The sequence below is a fragment of the Luteibacter sp. GL_149 genome (assembly GCF_057834065.1).
In genome coordinates, this window is record NZ_CM174395.1 from 3,854,088 (window position 1) to 3,871,230 (window position 17,143).

15 protein-coding genes are annotated in these 17,143 nt (G+C 63.9%); 5 read left to right on the top strand and 10 right to left on the bottom strand.

Features of this window, described 5'->3' with window-relative positions; genetic code table 11:
* Nucleotides 1-6 precede the first annotated feature (6 nt).
* The 4 genes from pdxA to AC3IR3_RS17085 are packed head-to-tail and all read left to right on the top strand — an operon-like array spanning nt 7 to nt 3,136.
* Nucleotides 7-1,002, top strand: coding sequence for a 4-hydroxythreonine-4-phosphate dehydrogenase PdxA (gene pdxA / locus AC3IR3_RS17070; protein WP_489193874.1), 996 nt, complete (start codon nt 7-9; stop codon nt 1,000-1,002).
* On the top strand, nt 999-1,790 hold the full coding sequence (rsmA, locus tag AC3IR3_RS17075; RefSeq protein ID WP_489193876.1) for a 16S rRNA (adenine(1518)-N(6)/adenine(1519)-N(6))-dimethyltransferase RsmA: 792 nt from the start codon (nt 999-1,001) through the stop codon (nt 1,788-1,790). Before pdxA ends, rsmA begins: the two co-directional genes overlap by 4 nt.
* Nucleotides 1,791-1,843: 53 nt before the next feature.
* On the top strand, nt 1,844-2,227 hold the full coding sequence (gene apaG / locus AC3IR3_RS17080; protein WP_132143967.1) for a Co2+/Mg2+ efflux protein ApaG: 384 nt from the start codon (nt 1,844-1,846) through the stop codon (nt 2,225-2,227).
* A gap of 57 nt (nt 2,228-2,284) precedes the next feature.
* Entirely contained in the window at nt 2,285-3,136 is an 852-nt protein-coding gene (locus AC3IR3_RS17085) for a symmetrical bis(5'-nucleosyl)-tetraphosphatase (protein ID WP_489193879.1), read from the top strand.
* A gap of 86 nt (nt 3,137-3,222) precedes the next feature.
* Here AC3IR3_RS17085 and secA read toward each other — a convergent pair whose 3' ends face one another.
* The gene (secA, locus tag AC3IR3_RS17090) at nt 3,223-5,934 is read right to left on the bottom strand and encodes a preprotein translocase subunit SecA (protein ID WP_489193880.1); all 2,712 of its coding nucleotides are present in this window, start codon (nt 5,932-5,934) and stop codon (nt 3,223-3,225) included.
* Nucleotides 5,935-6,069: 135 nt separating this feature from the next.
* Entirely contained in the window at nt 6,070-7,002 is a 933-nt protein-coding gene (locus AC3IR3_RS17095) for a M23 family metallopeptidase (protein WP_489193881.1), read from the bottom strand.
* Nucleotides 7,003-7,033: 31 nt separating this feature from the next.
* On the opposite strand from AC3IR3_RS17095, the gene AC3IR3_RS17100 reads away from it, so the two are divergent.
* Nucleotides 7,034-7,504, top strand: coding sequence for a DciA family protein (locus AC3IR3_RS17100; protein ID WP_489193883.1), 471 nt, complete (start codon nt 7,034-7,036; stop codon nt 7,502-7,504).
* Between the two features lie 402 nt (nt 7,505-7,906).
* On the opposite strand, the gene lpxC is transcribed toward AC3IR3_RS17100, so the two are convergent.
* The 8 genes from lpxC to ftsW form a co-directional block, all read right to left on the bottom strand.
* A complete protein-coding gene (gene lpxC, locus AC3IR3_RS17105) occupies nt 7,907-8,818 on the bottom strand; it encodes a UDP-3-O-acyl-N-acetylglucosamine deacetylase (protein WP_489193884.1) in 912 nt (303 codons plus the stop codon).
* A gap of 302 nt (nt 8,819-9,120) precedes the next feature.
* Nucleotides 9,121-10,302, bottom strand: a complete 1,182-nt coding sequence (gene ftsZ, locus AC3IR3_RS17110) for a cell division protein FtsZ (protein ID WP_489193886.1) — start codon at nt 10,300-10,302, stop codon at nt 9,121-9,123.
* Between the two features lie 130 nt (nt 10,303-10,432).
* Nucleotides 10,433-11,668 carry a cell division protein FtsA gene (gene ftsA / locus AC3IR3_RS17115; protein WP_132143955.1) on the bottom strand — a complete coding sequence of 412 codons (1,236 nt, stop codon included), beginning with the start codon at nt 11,666-11,668 and terminating at the stop codon, nt 10,433-10,435.
* Nucleotides 11,665-12,417: a cell division protein FtsQ/DivIB gene (locus AC3IR3_RS17120; protein ID WP_489193888.1), complete on the bottom strand. Its 753-nt coding sequence runs from the start codon at nt 12,415-12,417 to the stop codon at nt 11,665-11,667. The genes ftsA and AC3IR3_RS17120 overlap by 4 nt, the downstream gene beginning before the upstream one ends.
* Nucleotides 12,414-13,415 (bottom strand): D-alanine--D-alanine ligase, encoded by a 1,002-nt coding sequence (locus AC3IR3_RS17125; RefSeq protein ID WP_489193889.1) that lies wholly within the window; start codon nt 13,413-13,415, stop codon nt 12,414-12,416. Before AC3IR3_RS17125 ends, AC3IR3_RS17120 begins: the two co-directional genes overlap by 4 nt.
* A complete protein-coding gene (gene murC, locus AC3IR3_RS17130; protein WP_489193890.1) occupies nt 13,415-14,854 on the bottom strand; it encodes a UDP-N-acetylmuramate--L-alanine ligase in 1,440 nt (479 codons plus the stop codon). The genes AC3IR3_RS17125 and murC overlap by 1 nt, the downstream gene beginning before the upstream one ends.
* Nucleotides 14,851-15,918, bottom strand: coding sequence for an undecaprenyldiphospho-muramoylpentapeptide beta-N-acetylglucosaminyltransferase (gene murG / locus AC3IR3_RS17135; protein ID WP_489193892.1), 1,068 nt, complete (start codon nt 15,916-15,918; stop codon nt 14,851-14,853). The genes murC and murG overlap by 4 nt, the downstream gene beginning before the upstream one ends.
* Complete coding sequence (ftsW, locus tag AC3IR3_RS17140; RefSeq protein ID WP_489193894.1) at nt 15,915-17,138, bottom strand: putative lipid II flippase FtsW; 1,224 nt, start codon at nt 17,136-17,138, stop codon at nt 15,915-15,917. The genes murG and ftsW overlap by 4 nt, the downstream gene beginning before the upstream one ends.
* Nucleotides 17,139-17,143 lie beyond the last annotated feature (5 nt).

A 17,143-nucleotide genomic window follows, 5' to 3' on the forward strand; every position in this document is an offset into this window, starting at 1 on the left:
TCGCCCGTGACCGCTACCACCCTTCCGCGGCTCGCCGTTACCGCCGGTGAGCCGGCAGGGGTGGGGCCCGAGCTTATCGCACGTCTCGCCGCCACCGATCTGGCGGCGGATATCGTCGCCGTTACCGATCGCGAACACCTGTTGCGTGCGGCCCATGCCTGCGGCATCCAGCTCACCCTCGTCGACGACGACGGTAGCCGTGTCGCCAGCCGCGCACCCGGTCGACTACGCATCCGTCACGTTCCGCTTGGCGTACCGGCCGTCTTCGGCCAGCCCGATTCGCGCAATGCCGCACACGTGCTGACCACGCTCGCCCTGGCTGCCGATGGATGCATCGCCGGCGATTTCGATGCCGTAGTGACGGCGCCCGTACAGAAGTCCACGATCAACGAAGGCGGCATCGCCTTCAGCGGTCACACCGAATTTTTCGCCGATCGCGTGGGCGCCGATGTCGTGATGATGCTCGCCAGCCCCGATCTGCGCGTCACGCTCGCGACCACCCACCTTCCGCTGTCCGCCGTCCCCGCCGCCATTACCGCGCCCTTGCTCGAACGCTGTCTGCGTATCGTGCATCGCTCGCTCGTCAGCCTGTTCGGCATCGCCGAACCGCGCATCGCTGTGCTGGGACTCAATCCGCACGCGGGCGAAGCCGGGCACCTGGGGCGCGAGGAAATCGACACGATCGAACCGCTGCTCGATCGCCTGCGAAATAGCGGCATGAGCCTGCTTGGCCCCCTTCCCGCCGACACCGCGTTCGTGCCGGCCATGCGCGGGCGTTACGACGCGGTGCTGGCCATGTATCACGATCAGGCGCTGCCGGTGCTCAAGAGCGAAGCATTCGACCGCACCGTCAACATTACCCTGGGCCTGCCCTTCATCCGCACGTCGGTCGATCACGGTACGGCGCTCGACCTGGCCGGTACCGGCCGCGCCGACCCGTCGAGCCTGATCGCGGCCGCGATCATGGCCATCGAACTGGCCTCCCGCCGAGCTTCCGCATGAACGCACGTCCCAAGAAAAGTTTCGGCCAGCACTTCCTGCACGAGAAGCGCTACATCGAACGCATCGTTTCGTCTATCTCGCCGCGCGATGGCGACGTCGTCGTGGAGATCGGCCCCGGCGAAGGCGCACTGACGCTGCCGCTGCTGGCCGCCGCGAAGCGTATGACCGCCATCGAGCTGGATACCGACCTCATTCCCGGCCTGCGCGAACGCGCGGCGGCGGTCGGCGAACTTACCGTCATTCACGCGGATGTGCTCAAGGTCGATTTCAGCCAGCTCGCACGCGATCTCGGCGTGGAAAAACTACGCATCGCCGGCAATCTGCCGTACTACATTTCCAGTCCCATCCTTTTCCACTGCGTGGACCATGCCGCCGCCATCGCGGATATGCATTTCATGCTGCAGAAGGAAGTCGTCGACCGCATGGCCGCCGAACCCGGCAGCAAGGTCTACGGACGCCTCAGCGTCATGCTGCAGCTGGCCTGCAAGGTGATTCCGCTGTTCAACGTACCGCCCGGAGCGTTCCGGCCGCCGCCAAAGGTGGATTCGGCGGTCGTGAGACTGGTGCCGCTGGCGCCCGACCAGCTTCCCAAGGGCGATCCTGCGAAGATCCACGCCGTGGTCAAGGCGGCATTCGCCATGCGCCGCAAAACACTGTCGAATACCCTGAAGGGGCTGATCGACGAGGCGACCATACGCTCGCTGGACATCGATCCACGGGCCCGTGCCGAAACGCTGTCTCCGGGCGATTTCGTCCGTCTCGCGCAGACATTGGCCAGCGCAGGGTAACTTCAGCGCACCTCGTACTTGCCCCACCCCTCCCTGTCCCCGACAATCCCCGCATGACCGAGAAATCTCCTTACACGATCGCCGTGGAGGTTGAAAGCCGCTTCGTTACCGATCAATCGCAACCGGCCGACAATCGCTACGTCTTCGCTTACACCATCACCCTGCGCAACGCGGGCACCACGGGTGCGCAACTGATGACCCGTCACTGGGTCATCACGGACGCCAATGGCAAAGTCGAGGAGGTGCGTGGCGAAGGCGTGGTAGGTGAACAGCCGTGGATGCGACCTGGCGAATCGTACGAATACACATCGGGCGCGGTACTTGAGACCGCTGTCGGAACCATGCAGGGCAGCTACAGCATGGTCGCGGATGACGGCACGCATTTCGATGCGCCGATTCCTGCCTTTGTTCTCTCCATTCCCCGCACGCTGCATTAGGAAGCAACACATGGATAGCGTGCACGCCAACCCTGGCGCGGCGAAGCGACCCGACTGATGGCCGTCTATGCGATCGGCGACGTCCAGGGCTGCCTCCCCGAGCTTCAGCGTCTGCTTGAAAAAATCCGTTTCGATCCCGCCGCCGACCGGCTGTGGTTCTGCGGCGATCTCGTCAACCGCGGCGGTCAGTCGCTCGACACGCTGCGCCTGATTCATTCGTTGCGCGACAACTGCATCGTCACGCTCGGCAACCACGATCTCAGCTTGCTCGCCATTTCGCAGCGGCGTGAGGACGCGCAGTCGCGTGTCAACGCCGAATTGCGGGAAGTCCTGTTCGCCGACGACGCTCCCGTACTGATCGAATGGCTTCGCAACCAGAAGTTATTGCACACCGATGAGGCCCTGGGCTGGACGATGATCCATGCCGGCATGGCTCCCTCGTGGACGCTACGCCAGGCACAGCGCGCCGCACTGGAAGTCGAGCGGGAACTTGGCGGTCCGCGCCACCCGCGGTTGCTGAAGAACCTGTTCGGAAATCGCCCGCCGGGCTGGACCAATCGTCTGCAAGGCGTCGAACGCCATCGTGCCACGATCAATACGCTTACCCGCATGCGCTACTGCGACGTCAACGGACGCATCGACTTCGAAGGCAAGGGAACGCCCGGCACGCAGAAGCCCGGTATGTATCCGTGGTTCGAAGTGCCTGGCATGCGCCGTCGCGAAACGAAGATCGTTTGCGGTCACTGGTCGGCACTGGGCCGCTTTGCCGGACTTGGCGTGTATGCCATCGACACAGGCTGCGTGTGGGGTGGGCAGCTCACTGCGATGCGACTCGATACGCCGGAGCCGGAGTACGTGACGGTCGAAGCGGAGCCGTACAGGCAGAAGCCGAAAGGCGGCGGGGACTAAGTTCGGGTGCACCGGGTATGCCTGCAGGTGTGCCTGTGCAGGAGCGTTCCCTCAACAAAAAAACCCGCCTTTCGGCGGGTTTTTTCTTAAGACAGCTGACCGTGGCAATGCTTGAATTTCTTGCCTGAGCCACAGGGACACGGATCGTTACGACCGACCTTCGGGCCGTCGTTCAATACCGGCGTCGGTGCAGTGGCGACTGCCTGTTCCGGCTCCTGCCCCATCGAACCGGCATCCGCATGCTGGAACTGCAGGCGCTGGCCTTCCGCGGCACGCTGCTGCTGCGCTTCCATCTCGGCGACTTCGTCTTCGCTGCGGACGCGGATACGCGCCAGCATCTGGATGACCTCGGCCTTGATGCGATCGAGCATCTCGGAGAACAGTTCGAACGACTCGCGCTTGAACTCCTGCTTCGGCTGCTTCTGCGCATAGCCTCGCAGATAGATGCCCTGACGCAGGTAATCCATGCTGGCCAGATGCTCTTTCCACGCGTTGTCCACCACCGAAAGCATGACGTGCTTCTCGAGCGAACGCATGGTGTCGGAACCGATCTGCGCTTCCTTTTCGGCGAACAGCGCATCGACGGCCGTACGCACATGCTCGAGGATGCCGTCGGCATCGACCTCGGATTGCTGGGCCACCCACGCGGTGAGATCGAGATGCAGGTTCAGCTCGCTCTGCAACTCGCGATCGAGTCCGGCGACGTCCCACTGATCGTCGATGCTGTCGGCCGGCACGTAACGACGTACGAGCGCCGTGGCGACGTCCTCGCGGATGTCGCCGACCATGTCGGAGATATCGTCCGCTTCGAGCAGCTCGTCGCGCTGCGCGTAGATGACCTTACGCTGATCGTTGGCAACGTCGTCGAATTCGAGCAGGTTCTTACGGATATCGAAGTTGTGCTGTTCGACCTTGCGCTGGACCTTCTCGATCTGACGCGTGATCAGACGATCCTCGAGCGGCTCGTCTTCCGTCATACCGAACATACGCATCCAGCGACCGATACGCTCGCCACCGAAGATACGCATCAGGTTGTCCTGAAGCGACAGGTAGAAACGGGACGAACCCGGATCGCCCTGACGGCCCGAACGGCCACGCAGCTGGTTGTCGATACGACGCGATTCGTGGCGCTCGGTGCCGATGATGTGCAGACCGCCGGACGCAAGCACCTGCTCGTGACGCTTCTTCCATGCCGAACGCGCGATAGCGCGGTCGGCATCGGAAGCGTCTTCGGGCAACGCCGCCAGGGCGGCTTCGAGGCTGCCGCCGAGCACGATATCGGTACCGCGACCGGCCATGTTGGTGGCGATCGTGACCGAGCCGGGGGCGCCCGCCTGCGCGACGATGTGTGCTTCGCGCTCGTGCTGTTTGGCGTTCAGCACTTCGTGCGTGATTTTTTCCTGCTTCAGCAGCGACGACACCAGTTCGGACACGTCGATGGACGCCGTACCCACCAGCACGGGCTGACCGCGCTCGTTACAGGCCTTGATGTCGCGGATGACAGCCTTGAACTTGGCCTCGGGCCCGAGGAATACCGAGTCCGGGTTGTCGATACGGATCATCGGCTTGTGCGTCGGGATCACGACGACTTCCAGGCCATAGACCGTCTGGAATTCGTACGCCTCCGTATCGGCCGTACCGGTCATGCCGGCCAGCTTCGAGTACATGCGGAAGAGATTCTGGAAGGTGATCGTGGCGAGGGTCTGGTTCTCGCGCTGGATGGGCACGCCTTCCTTCGCTTCGACAGCCTGGTGCAGGCCTTCGGACCAGCGACGGCCCGCCAGCGTACGGCCGGTGAACTCGTCGACAATGATGACTTCGCCGTCGCGCACGATGTAATCGACGTCGCGATGGTAAATGGCGTTGGCGCGCAGCGCCGCATTCATGTGATGCACGACCGCGAGGTTCTTCGAGTCGTAAAGGCCGCTATCGGCCTCGATCACGCCGGTCTCGCGCAGCAGTTCTTCCGCGTGAGTCATGCCCTCTTCGGACATGTGGACCTGTTTCTGCTTTTCGTCGACCCAGTAATCGCCCGCGCCGTCTTCGGCTTCCTGACGGATCAGACGCGGCACGACTTTGTTCACCGCGATGTACAGCTGCGGGGAATCCTCGGCCGGACCGGAGATGATCAGCGGGGTGCGGGCCTCGTCGATCAGGATCGAGTCGACCTCGTCGACGATGGCGTAGTTCAGACCGCGCTGATTGCGCTGATCCTTGCTGAGCGCCATGTTGTCGCGCAGGTAGTCGAAGCCGAATTCGTTGTTGGTGCCGTAGGTGATATCCGCGGCATAGGCGGCATGCTTGTCGCCCTGCTCCATGCCCGGATAGACGACACCGACACTGAGGCCGAGGAAGTTGTAAAGCTTGCCCATCTGCGCCGAGTCGCGACGCGCCAGGTAGTCGTTGACCGTAACGACGTGCACGCCCTTACCTTCCAGCGCATTGAGGTACACCGGCAGCGTACCGACAAGGGTTTTACCCTCACCGGTGCGCATTTCGGCGATACGACCGCCGTGCAACACCATGCCGCCGATCATCTGGACGTCGTAGTGGCGCATGCCGAGGACGCGTTTCGCCGTCTCGCGCGTGGTGGCGAAAGCCTCGGGAAGCAGGGCATCCAGCGTCTCGCCAGCAGCGAGACGCTGACGGAACTCGTCGGTTTTGGCTCGCAGCTGGTCGTCGGTAAGTTTTTCGAACTCCGGCTCGAGCGCGTTGATGCGGCGTACGTTCTTGGACAGGTCGCGCAACACACGCTCGTTACGGCTGCCGAAAATACTCGTCAGTGCACGATTGAACATCGATCATCCGGATCTGAGACTTAAGGGTTCCCATCCGGCATAACCGGACGGGACAGAAGGGCGATGATACTACGGGGCGCCCGCGCTTTCCTCGGATTGGCGGCGGCCGGGGCAGGATTCAACCCCATGGCGATGTCAGCGATGGCTGCGAGCGAATGCCAGCGGGTTGACGACCCGATCGTGGTACCAGACCTCGAAATGAACGTGCGAGCCCGTCGAACGACCGGTGGAGCCGGCCTTGGCGATAACGTCGCCGACATGCACGCGCTGACCGGGATGGGCCAGGATGCTGCTGTTATGGGCGTAGCGGGTCATATAACCGTTGCCGTGGTCGATTTCCACTACGTCGCCATAGCCGTTACGAACCCCTGCGAACGTGATCATGCCTTCGGCCACGGCGGTTACGGGCGTCCCTGTAGGCGCGGCGATATCGATACCGGTATGCCGCGCGCTGTGACCGCTGAACGGGTCGGGGCGACCGCCGAAATAGGATGAGATATAGCCCTGGACCGGCATGCCGGTCGGACGCAGGCTGGACTCGATGCTGCGGTCGAGCAGCATGCTCTGCAGGGCCTGGAGCTGGGCCTGCTGGCTGTCGAACTGACCGGCGAGGTCGTCGATGCTGCGATCCAGCGTCTGCGGAAGCGCGTAAGCCGTATCGCTGGACCCGCCTTCGGGACCGCCGACCGGCGGTGTTTCGTCGAAGTCGAACTCGCCATCGTCCAGTTTGCCGACCTGGGTCAGGCGTTCGCCCAGAGCGTTCAGCCGGACGGACTGGGCTTGCAACTGACCGAGCTTCACAGCCAACGCGTCGAGATCGCGCTGCGCACTCTTACGGACACCGGCAAGCTGATCGTTCTGGCTGGCGACCTGCTGTCGGAGCGTACGGATATCCGACAACGCCCGGTCGTGCGGGTTGGCCAGCGACAGGGCCAGTGCCCCACCCAGCGCGGCGACGCCCAGAACGGCCGCCGAGGCGCAGACCACAATCTTACGGCGCATGCGCCTGCAGGAAAGGTCCAGCGTTTTCGGCCCTTTCTGGCCACGTGACACGAGTATGATTTGCATAACATCCACATCGAAGACTTTGTACCGGCCCATGCAATCTCCGATCCAGCCACCTCGCCGCACGACGCGCGGACTGACGTCCGTCGCCGAGGCCGGGCCTGTCGCCTCGCTCGCCAAAAAGGCGCGCGAGCTCGACGAGCTGGACCGCAAACTGCGCCAAACGCTGCCGACACCATTGCGCGATCAGGTCCGTTTTGCCGATCTGCGCGATGGCCGCCTCGTTTTTCTGGCGCCCTCCTCCGCCTGGGCCGCGAAGCTGCGCATGTACCAGGCGCAAATCCTCTCGTCCGCTCGCGCCCTCGGCGCGCCGGCAGGTTCGGTAACCGTGAAAGTGGCCCCTCTGCCGCCCGAGGAAATCATCCCCGACCGGCACAAACCGCTTTCGACCTCGGCAGCCAGACATCTCACGGCCGCCGCGGCCTCACTCTCAGACCCCGTATTGAAGAGTCTGTTCCTCGAACTGGCGTCCCACGCCGAAAATCCAGGCGAATCCGACACTTAACGCGTACGAGAACCCCCGTTCCCTGCCCCCGGCGAAACCGGGGTGGCCAGATTTATAGCACGATCCGTCAATACGAACACAAGACCTGCACGACAGCTTCACGGTTTTGTGATGGGGATGGCAGGGATATGACCAAGGGCAAACATCGCTCGTTCCTGCGTGCCGAGAGCCGCATTCGCGACTTGTAGGAGCCCGTTTGCGGGCGAAAGCCAACGGAGCGGTGAAGATGTGCGTGACATCCGCAGCCCATAGATCGGGCTCGCGGAGGTGAGCATCCATCTTCCTCGCTCCGTTGGCTTTCGCCCGCAAGCGGGCTCCTACAATGGCCGCTCCGGAAACGAGAAAGCCGCGGCAGGGCCGCGGCTTTTTCGTTACCGGACAGCGCCTCGCGGCGCCCGCCGATCAGACCGCCGCAGCGGGATGGGCGTAGGAAATCGGCGCCTGGGCCGGATCCTTGAAGCTGACTTCTTCCCACGCGGTGGCATCGGCCATCAGCGTGCGCAGCAGCTTGTTGTTGAGCTCGTGGCCGGACTTATGCGCGTAGTACGCACCGATCAGGCTATGGCCCAGCATATAGATGTCGCCGATCGCGTCGAGGATCTTGTGCTTCACGAACTCGTCGTCGTAGCGCAGACCGTCTTCGTTGAGGACGCGGTAATCGTCGAGCACCACGGCGTTGTCCATCGAACCGCCGAGCGTGAGGTTACGCTCGCGCAGCATTTCGATGTCGCGCATGAAACCGAACGTGCGGGCACGGCTGACTTCCTTGACGAACGACGTCGTCGAGAAATCCATCTCGGCCTGCGAATTGCGCTTGTTGAAGAGCGGATGGTTGAACTCGACGGAGAAACCGACCTTGAAGCCGTCGAACGGCTCGAAGCGGGCCCACTTGTCGCCGTCCTGTACCTTGACCGGCTTCTTGATACGGATGAAGCGCTTCGGTGCGTCCTGCTCCTCGATACCAGCGGACTGGATCAGGAAGACGAACGGACCGGCGCTGCCGTCCATGATCGGCACTTCCGGTGCGGACAGGTCGACATAAGCGTTGTCGATGCCAAGACCGGCCATGGCCGAGAGCAGATGCTCGACCGTGGATACGCGTACGTCGCCGTTGACCAGGGTCGTGGAGAGACGCGTGTCGCCGACGTTTTCCGGATGCGACCGAAGATCGACTGGCGGAGTGAGGTCGGTGCGTCGAAACACGATACCGGTGTTCGGCGCCGCGGGACGAAGCGTCATGTACACCTTGTCGCCGGTATGAAGACCGACGCCAGTGGCGCGAATGATGTTCTTGAGCGTGCGCTGCTTAATCATTTTTGGTCAAACCTGTCTGGCAGCAGCCTGAAGTGGCGGAAATGCTAACACAGTCTTAACCTCGGAATAAACAAACCAGACGGTACAGTCTAGATATCCTTCACTGTTCCTTCAGCAATTATTGCGAGTCATTCTCGTCCACGTCCACATCGAAAGTTATTGCGAATCAATAACCTGGCGACAGCGAACCGCGCTCCGCCGCCCGGACGGGTCGGCGGCGGAGCGCGGCGGCGTCCGGGCTCCTGCCCGGCGTCGCCTCACGTCATCCGTGACGTGTCATGGGGTGCTGCCGGTCCGTGCGATCAATCGGCCTGGCGGCGCAGGAACGCCGGAATGTCCAGGTAATCGATCGCGGGCTCGGCCGACTTGGCCTGTACCGGTTCCGAACGCGTCATCGCGATGGTTTCCGGCTGGGCGTAGTCGACGACTTCGTTGCCGGTACCCGTGCGCAGCACGACCGGACGCGGCCGCTGACGCATTTCGACGTGCTGCTGGACCGCCTGACGGACAGGCTGCTTGGCGGCGGCGGCACGGTTCAGGCCCGTGGCCACGACCGTCACGCGGACGTCGTCCTGCATTTCCGGGTCGAGCGAAGTGCCGATGACCACCGTGGCGTCTTCGCTGGCGAAGTCGTGGATCACGCGGCCGATCTCGTCGAACTCGCGCATCGTCAGGTTCGGACCCGCGGTCACGTTGACCAGGATGCCGCATGCGCCGTTGAGGTTGACGTCTTCGAGCAACGGGTTGTTGATCGCGGCTTCGGCGGCGGCCTGGGCACGATCGTCGCCACGGGCGGTGCCCGATCCCATCATGGCCATGCCCATTTCGCTCATGACCGTACGAACGTCGGCAAAGTCGACGTTGATCAGGCCGGGGCTGGTGATGAGGTCGGCAATACCCTGCACGGCGCCCTGGAGGACGTCGTTGGCTGCCTTGAACGCATTAAGCAGTGTCACTTCGCGACCCAGCACCGAAAGCAGCTTCTCGTTCGGCACGGTGATCAGCGAATCGACGTGCTGCGACAGGTCTTCGATACCCTTCAGGGCGACCTGCATGCGGCGACGGCCTTCGAACGGGAACGGCTTGGTGACCACGGCCACCGTGAGGATGCCCTTCTCTTTCGCCAGCTGGGCAACGACCGGAGCCGCACCCGTACCCGTACCGCCGCCCATACCGGCGGTGATGAAGACCATGTCCGCGCCTTCGAGCATTTCCTCGATGCGCTCGCGATCTTCCAGAGCGGCCTGACGGCCCACTTCCGGATTCGCGCCGGCACCCAGGCCCTTGGTGACATTGCTGCCGAGCTGGAGGTGCGTACGCGAGTTGCAGCTCTTCATCGCCTGCGCGTCGGTATTCGCAACGACGAATTCCACGCCTTCGATGCTGGAGTTGACCATGTGCGCCACGGCGTTACCGCCGCCACCGCCCACGCCGATGACTTTGATGACCGCATTCGGTGCCAGTTTTTCGATGAGTTCAAACATTTCCCGTCCTCCGCAGAACTTTTGTGATTTTTAGTTATGTCCCGTTCCCGACTCCTGTCGGGCGCGGGTTGCGGGCATTCCTATCGCCCCGGCGCCCAACTCCTTCGGGCGCCGATAAAAACTTTTCCGGTCAGAAGTTCTTCGTAAACCAGCTACGGAACTTCTCGACCATGCCGCCGACGCTGCCACCGGACGTTCCCGCGCTGCGCATGCCGCCGCCCGAACGCGAGCCATGCAGCAACAGGCCGACGCCCGTCGAATGCAGCTCGCTGGACACGACATCGCCCAGACCGGAAACGTGCTGGGGCACGCCGATACGAACCATCTTGTGGAAAATTTCCTCGGCCAGTTCGAGCGCGCCTTCCATGCGCGACGCGCCCCCGGTCAGGACGATGCCCGCCGCGACCAGACTCTCGTAACCGGAGCGGCGCAGTTCATCCTGCACCATCTCGAAGATTTCTTCGTAACGCGCCTGCACCGACTGCGCCAGAGCCTGACGCGCCAGACGGCGCGGCGGACGATCGCCGACGCTGGGCACCTGGATCGTTTCCTCGGCATGCGCCAGCTGGGCAAGTGCGCATGCGTACTTGATCTTGATTTCTTCGGCGTGGGCCGTCGGCGTGTGCACGCCATACGCGATGTCGTTCGTCACCTGATCGCCACCGACCGGCAGCGACTTCGTGTAACGGATCGAACCCTGCGTATAGATAGCGATATCCGTTGTGCCCGCGCCGATATCGACCAGGCACACGCCCAGCTCGAGTTCGTCTTCGGTCAATACCGCTTTCGCGCTGGCCACTGCGGCTGGCACGAGTTCGTCGACCGACAGGCCACAACGCTGGATGCACTTGCTGATGTTTTGCACCGCGCTGGCCGCGCCGGTCACCAGGTGCACGCTCGCTTCCAGGCGCACGCCGCTCATGCCGACCGGGTGGCGGATGCCGTCCTGGCCGTCGATGCGATATTCCTGCGATTCTTTGTAGAGCACCTTGCGATCGGCGGGAATCGCGACGGCGCTCGCCGCTTCCAGCACCTGCTCCAGGTCGGCGGCCATCACTTCGCGGTCGCGGATCGCGGCGGTACCGTGCGAGTTCTTGGTCTCCAGGTGGCTACCCGAAATCGACGCGTAGACCGAGCGGATATCGCAACCGGCCATCAGCTCGGCTTCTTCGACGGCGCGCTGGATCGAGTGCACGGTCGATTCGATATCCACCACCGAACCGCGCTTCATGCCACGCGACACGTGCGTGCCGATGCCGATAATCTCGATCGGTTCGCCCGGTTCGTATTCACCGACAATCGCGACGACCTTCGAGGTGCCGATATCGAGGCCGACGACGAGTTGTTTATCGCTCTTATTTCTCATGTTCCGGCCCTAGCTCCCGACTTGGCGGCGGCCGGCGCTTCCGGCTGCGGCCACTTGACGGCGAATCCATTGGTGTAGCGAAGATCGGCGTAAGCGAACGAGCCCTGCCGACCGGCGATCAGTTGCGGATATACATCGAGGAAGCGCGCCAGACGGCGGTCGGCCTGATCGCGATCGCCGATCACGATGTCCGCCCCGCTTTCCGTGGTGACGCTCCAGCTGCCGCGGTCGCTGAGCGACACACCGGTCACCTGCAGCTGCGCGCGACCCGCGAAGGCTTTTTGTGCCTGCGCGTAAAAACTCACTACTTCGGCCAGCCGCGCATCGGGACCGCGCAACTGCGGCAGCCCTTCCATCTGGTCGGCGCCAGTCGCCACGAACACCAGACCCTGGCGGCTGATCAGCTTGTCGTCGTTCCAGCGCGCGAAAGGCTGCCGTTCGTAGATGCGCACCAACAGCGTATCGGGCCAGCGCTTGCGCACTTCCACCGACTCCACCCACGGCAGGCCGCCGATGGCGTGACGAACGTCTTCCAGATTCGTGGCGAAGAAACCTTTACCCAGGTGAGGCAGCACGGCGCCGCGGAGCTGTTCGGCACTGATGTGCGCGAACTCCGCTTCGACCTTCAGCTGCGTCACCGGCCACCGTGTGGCGGCGAACCAGCCCTGCATCACGCCGACCACGGGCAACACCACCAACGAAATGGCGATAGCCCAGGCGACGATCCGCGTGGCGGCGGCTCCCTTCATGCCTGCCCTCCGTTCGTACGGACGTCCGGATGGAACGACGATTCGAGTACGCGCCAGCAGACGGCCGCGAAATCGAGGCCGGCGGTGGCTGCCGCTTTCGGCACCAGCGAATGCGAGGTCATGCCCGGCGCGGTATTCACCTCGAGGAGCCAGTTGCGTCCGTGACGATCGCGCATCACGTCGACGCGACCCCAGCCCGAGCAGGCCAGTGCGTCGAATGCCGCCAGTGCCAGCGCGCGCATTTCGCTCTCCGCCTCGCCGGACAGACCGGGCACGATGTACTGCGTATCCTCGGCGACGTACTTGGCGTTGTAATCGTAGTACTCGCCCTTGGGCACGATCTTGATGGTCGGCAACACTTCGCGACCGAGGATCCCCACGGTGAACTCGCCACCCTCGGAAGCATCGCCTTCGATCAGGGTTTCCATCAGCAGGTCGCCCGGATAGCGCAGCGCCAGCGCGACGGCGGCGTCCAGTTCGCTCTCCGAGAAAACCCGCGTGATACCGACGCTGGAACCTTCCCACGCCGGCTTTACGATCAGCGGGAAGCCGATCTCCCGAGCCGCCGCATGCACGTCGGCCCCGCGCGGCAACGCCTTGAATCGCGGGGTCGGCAGGCCGAGGGCAGTCCACACCTGCTTGGCGCGGATCTTGTCCAGCGATAGTGCCGAACCGAGCACGCCCGAACCGGTGAAAGGAACGCCCAGCGATTGCAAGGCGCCCTGAAGCTCGCCGTTCTCGCCACCGCCACCGTGCAGGATGTTGAACACGCGCGCGAAATGACCGGCGCGTACCGCATCGAGCAACGCGGGAATGCCGTCGATCACATGCGCGTCCACGCCGCTCGAGCGCAAGGCCTCCAGCACATTGCGACCGGAATCCAGCGACACCTCGCGTTCCGCCGAACTGCCGCCCATGACGACCGCGACGCGGCCGAACTGCGCGGGATCGGTCACCGTACGGCCGAACGTGTTGTGGCCGGTGAGTTGCGTGCTCATTACTTATGGGTCCTCAGGTTTCCAGCGGTCGCAAGATCGACAGCGGCCGTGCCGATATCGCCCGCGCCCAGCAGCATCAGGAGGTCGCCATCGCGTAGCAGCGACGGCAACGCATCGCGCAGGTCGCGCGGATGGTCGATCAGTACCGGATCGGTCTTGCCGCGCGCACGAATCGCCCGCGCCAGCGCGCGACCGTCGGCACCCGGGATCGGCGCTTCGCCGGCCGGATATATTTCGGTCAGCACCAGCACGTCCACTTCGGCGAGTACGTTCGCGAAATCGTCCAGCAGGTCGCGGGTACGGCTGTAACGGTGCGGCTGGAACGCCACGACCAGACGGCGCTCGGGCCAGCCGCCACGCGCGGCCGCAAACACGGCGGCCAGCTCGCGGGGATGATGACCGTAGTCGTCCACCAGCAGCACGCTGCCCTTGTCCAGCGCGATTTCGCCGCGACGATGGAAGCGGCGACCCACACCCTCGAAACGCTGGAGCGCCGTCGCGATGGCTTCCGCCTCGACGCCGAGCTGCCAGCCCACCGCAGCCGCGGCAAGCGCGTTCTGCACGTTGTGACGTCCCGGTAAATTCAGCGTCACCGGCAACGTCCCATCCATGCCTGGCAGGTGCAGGTCGAAATGCATTTCGAAGCCGTGCTGACGAACGTTGGTCGCACGTACGTCGGCGTCCTGCGCATCGATCCCGTAGGTGAGCATGCTGCGCGACGTGTCCTGCGCCAGCTTCGCTACTTCCTCGTCGTCGATGCACAGTACCGCCATGCCGTAGAACGGCAGACGATGCAGGAAATCGCCGAAAGCTTTTTTTACCTGCGCGAAATCGCCGTTGTAGTTCTCAAGATGGTCGGCGTCGATATTGGTTACAACAGCCATGACCGGCGACAACATGAGGAACGAACCATCCGATTCATCCGCCTCGGCCACCAGATACTGACCCGTACCAAGACGCGCGTTCGCGCCAGCGGCATTCAACTGTCCGCCGATGACGAAGGTCGGATCGTAGTCGGCCTCGGCCAGCACGCTCGCGACGAGGCTCGTCGTGGTTGTCTTGCCATGCGTGCCGGCGATCGCGATACCGCGACGGAAGCGCATCAGTTCGCCGAGCATTTCGGCACGCGGGACCACGGGAATGCGACCGGCACGCGCGGCGACCAGTTCGGCGTTGTCCTGACGGATCGCACTGGACGTGACCACCACATCCGCTCCGGCGACGTTCGCCGCATCATGGCCGATGTGCACTTCGATACCCAGCTGCGCGAGGCGCTGCGCGGTCGGCGACGGCGCGCGATCCGAACCGGACACGCTATAGCCGAGGTTGTTCAGCACTTCGGCGATACCACTCATACCAACGCCGCCGACGCCGATGAAGTGGACACGACGGAACGTGGTCATGAAATCGTCGTGGGCACGCAAACGACTGGGCGTCATGCGGAAACCTCCATGCAATGACGTGCAATCGTTGCTGCGGCGTCGGGCTTGGCCAGCGTGCGGGACGCATTGGCCATGGAAAGAAGGCGACCGCGGTCGCCGGTGAGTTCGCGGATACGGCCCGCCAGCGCGCTGGCGTCCAGATCGCGTTCCTGGATCAGTTCGGCGGCACCCGCGGCAAGCAACGTCTGCGCGTTACGCGTCTGGTGATCGTCGACCGCGTGCGGAAACGGCACGAGGATCGCGCCGATACCCACGGCGGTCAGTTCGGCGATCGTCAACGCGCCAGCGCGGCAGACCACGAGGTCGGCCCATGCATACGCCGCGGCCATGTCGTCGATGAATGGCTCGATGCGCGCCTCGACACCCGCGTCGGCATACGCTTTACGTGCTTCGTCGACACCGCGGGCGCCGCACTGATGCAGCACGTCGGGCCGCAGATCGGGCGGCAGGATGGCCAGCGCTTCGGGCAAACGAAGATTCAGCGCGCGTGCGCCCAGACTGCCGCCCAGCACCAGCACGCGCGGCTTGCCGTCGCGGCCGGCAAAACGCTCGGCGGGCGCGGGCAGTCCGGCGATGCTTGCGCGCACCGGATTGCCGACCCACTCGGCGTGAGGAAGCGCGCCGGCGAATCCGGTCAGCACCGTGCCCGCAATCCTGGCTAGCATGCGATTCGTGAAACCGGCCACGCCGTTCTGCTCGTGTACGAGCAATGGCACGCGACCGATCCACGCGGCGATACCCGCCGGACCGGCGACATAACCGCCCATCGACAGCACGCAACGCGGCCGCACCCGGCGCAACAGCGCCATGGACTCGCCGAGCGAGCGGGCGAGCATCAGCGGCGCAAGCGCGCGCGTCTTCAAGCCCTTTCCGCGCAAACCGCCCACGGCGATCGTATGCAGTTCGATGCCGTGTTCCGGCACCACGCGCGTTTCCATACCGCCATCGGCACCGAGCCAGACGACCGGCACGTACTGGGCGCGCAGCACATCGGCCACGGCAAGCCCCGGAAAAATGTGACCGCCGGTACCGCCAGCCATGATGAGGACAGGCGCGCTCATGCGGTGGCCTCCATCGGAGCCGCTGCGTTGGGAACGCCCATCGCCGGCATGCGCGTCGCCATCTGGCGGGCATCCTCGGCGCGGTTGATTTCGAACGTCGCGCGCAGCAGCACGCCGACCATCGCGCAGGTCAGCAACACGCTCGAACCGCCCGAGCTGATCAGCGGAAGGGTCAGGCCCTTCGTCGGCAGCACACCGAGATTCACGCCGATGGACACCATCGCCTGGAATCCCAGCATCAGCGAGATACCGAAGGCGACGTAGCCGGAGAAACGCTGCCCCAGTTCCACGCCCTTCAGACCCAGGTAAAGGCCACGCCCGACCAACAGCATATAAAGACCGATGACCAGACAGATGCCGGCCAGACCCAGTTCCTCGGCAAGCACGGCCAGGATGAAGTCGGTATGCGCCTCGGGCAGGTAGAACAGCTTCTGCACGCTGGAACCCAGACCCACGCCCAGCCATTCGCCGCGACCCACGGCGATCAATGCCTGGGTCAGCTGGAAGCCGTCGTTGAACGGATCTTTCCAGGGATCGAGGAACGAGGTCAGGCGCTTGATGCGGTAGTCCTCGGCGGTCGCCGCGTAGATCAGCAGCGGCACCAGCGGCGTACCCAGCAGAAGCAGGTTGCGCATGCGCGCGCCGGCCAGCCAGACCATGCCGACCGTCGTGGCGACGACCAGCGCGGCGGAACCGAAGTCGGGCTGCGCGAGCAGCAGCAGCACGATCATGCCCGCGACCGCCACCGGCTTCACCACGCCGAACAGGTGGTATTCGACGCCTTCGCGATGACGGACCAGATAACTCGACAGATAGATAACGAGGATCAGCTTCACCGCCTCGACAGGCTGGAAGCTGGTCACGATCAGGTTGAGCCATCGGCGCGCACCATTGATGCGCATGCCGAACACCGGCAGGAAAACAGCCAGCAGCATGGCGATACCGAAGAGCAGCAACGGCACGCTGTACTTCTCCAGCGTCTTCAGTTCCGTGCGCATCGCGGCACCGGCGAGGCAACTGCCCAGCACGAGGAAAACCAGGTGACGCTTCAGGAAATAGAACGGACCGATATGCTGACCGTCGGCCACGGCGATCGAGCTGGAGGCGACCATCACGACGCCCAGACTCGCAAGCGACAACGCGGCCAGCAGCAGCAGGAGGTCGAAACTCCCCCGCGGCCCTTGCCGACGTTTTGCCTGGCTGTTACCGAAGCCGAACATGATTC

Bases quoted from the DNA above. Each gene is read 5' to 3' on its own strand.
- AC3IR3_RS17120 (WP_489193888.1), bottom strand. From the start codon at position 12,417: ATGAAGGGAGCCGCCGCCACGCGGATCGTCGCCTGGGCTATCGCCATT.
- murG (WP_489193892.1), bottom strand. From the start codon at position 15,918: ATGAGCGCGCCTGTCCTCATCATGGCTGGCGGTACCGGCGGTCACATT.
- secA (WP_489193880.1), bottom strand. From the start codon at position 5,934: ATGTTCAATCGTGCACTGACGAGTATTTTCGGCAGCCGTAACGAGCGT.
- rsmA (WP_489193876.1), top strand. From the start codon at position 999: ATGAACGCACGTCCCAAGAAAAGTTTCGGCCAGCACTTCCTGCACGAG.
- AC3IR3_RS17125 (WP_489193889.1), bottom strand. From the start codon at position 13,415: ATGAGCACGCAACTCACCGGCCACAACACGTTCGGCCGTACGGTGACC.
- ftsZ (WP_489193886.1), bottom strand. From the start codon at position 10,302: ATGTTTGAACTCATCGAAAAACTGGCACCGAATGCGGTCATCAAAGTC.
- ftsA (WP_132143955.1), bottom strand. From the start codon at position 11,668: ATGAGAAATAAGAGCGATAAACAACTCGTCGTCGGCCTCGATATCGGC.
- AC3IR3_RS17100 (WP_489193883.1), top strand. From the start codon at position 7,034: ATGCAATCTCCGATCCAGCCACCTCGCCGCACGACGCGCGGACTGACG.
- apaG (WP_132143967.1), top strand. From the start codon at position 1,844: ATGACCGAGAAATCTCCTTACACGATCGCCGTGGAGGTTGAAAGCCGC.
- AC3IR3_RS17085 (WP_489193879.1), top strand. From the start codon at position 2,285: ATGGCCGTCTATGCGATCGGCGACGTCCAGGGCTGCCTCCCCGAGCTT.
- ftsW (WP_489193894.1), bottom strand. From the start codon at position 17,138: ATGTTCGGCTTCGGTAACAGCCAGGCAAAACGTCGGCAAGGGCCGCGG.
- AC3IR3_RS17095 (WP_489193881.1), bottom strand. From the start codon at position 7,002: ATGCAAATCATACTCGTGTCACGTGGCCAGAAAGGGCCGAAAACGCTG.
- lpxC (WP_489193884.1), bottom strand. From the start codon at position 8,818: ATGATTAAGCAGCGCACGCTCAAGAACATCATTCGCGCCACTGGCGTC.
- murC (WP_489193890.1), bottom strand. From the start codon at position 14,854: ATGACGCCCAGTCGTTTGCGTGCCCACGACGATTTCATGACCACGTTC.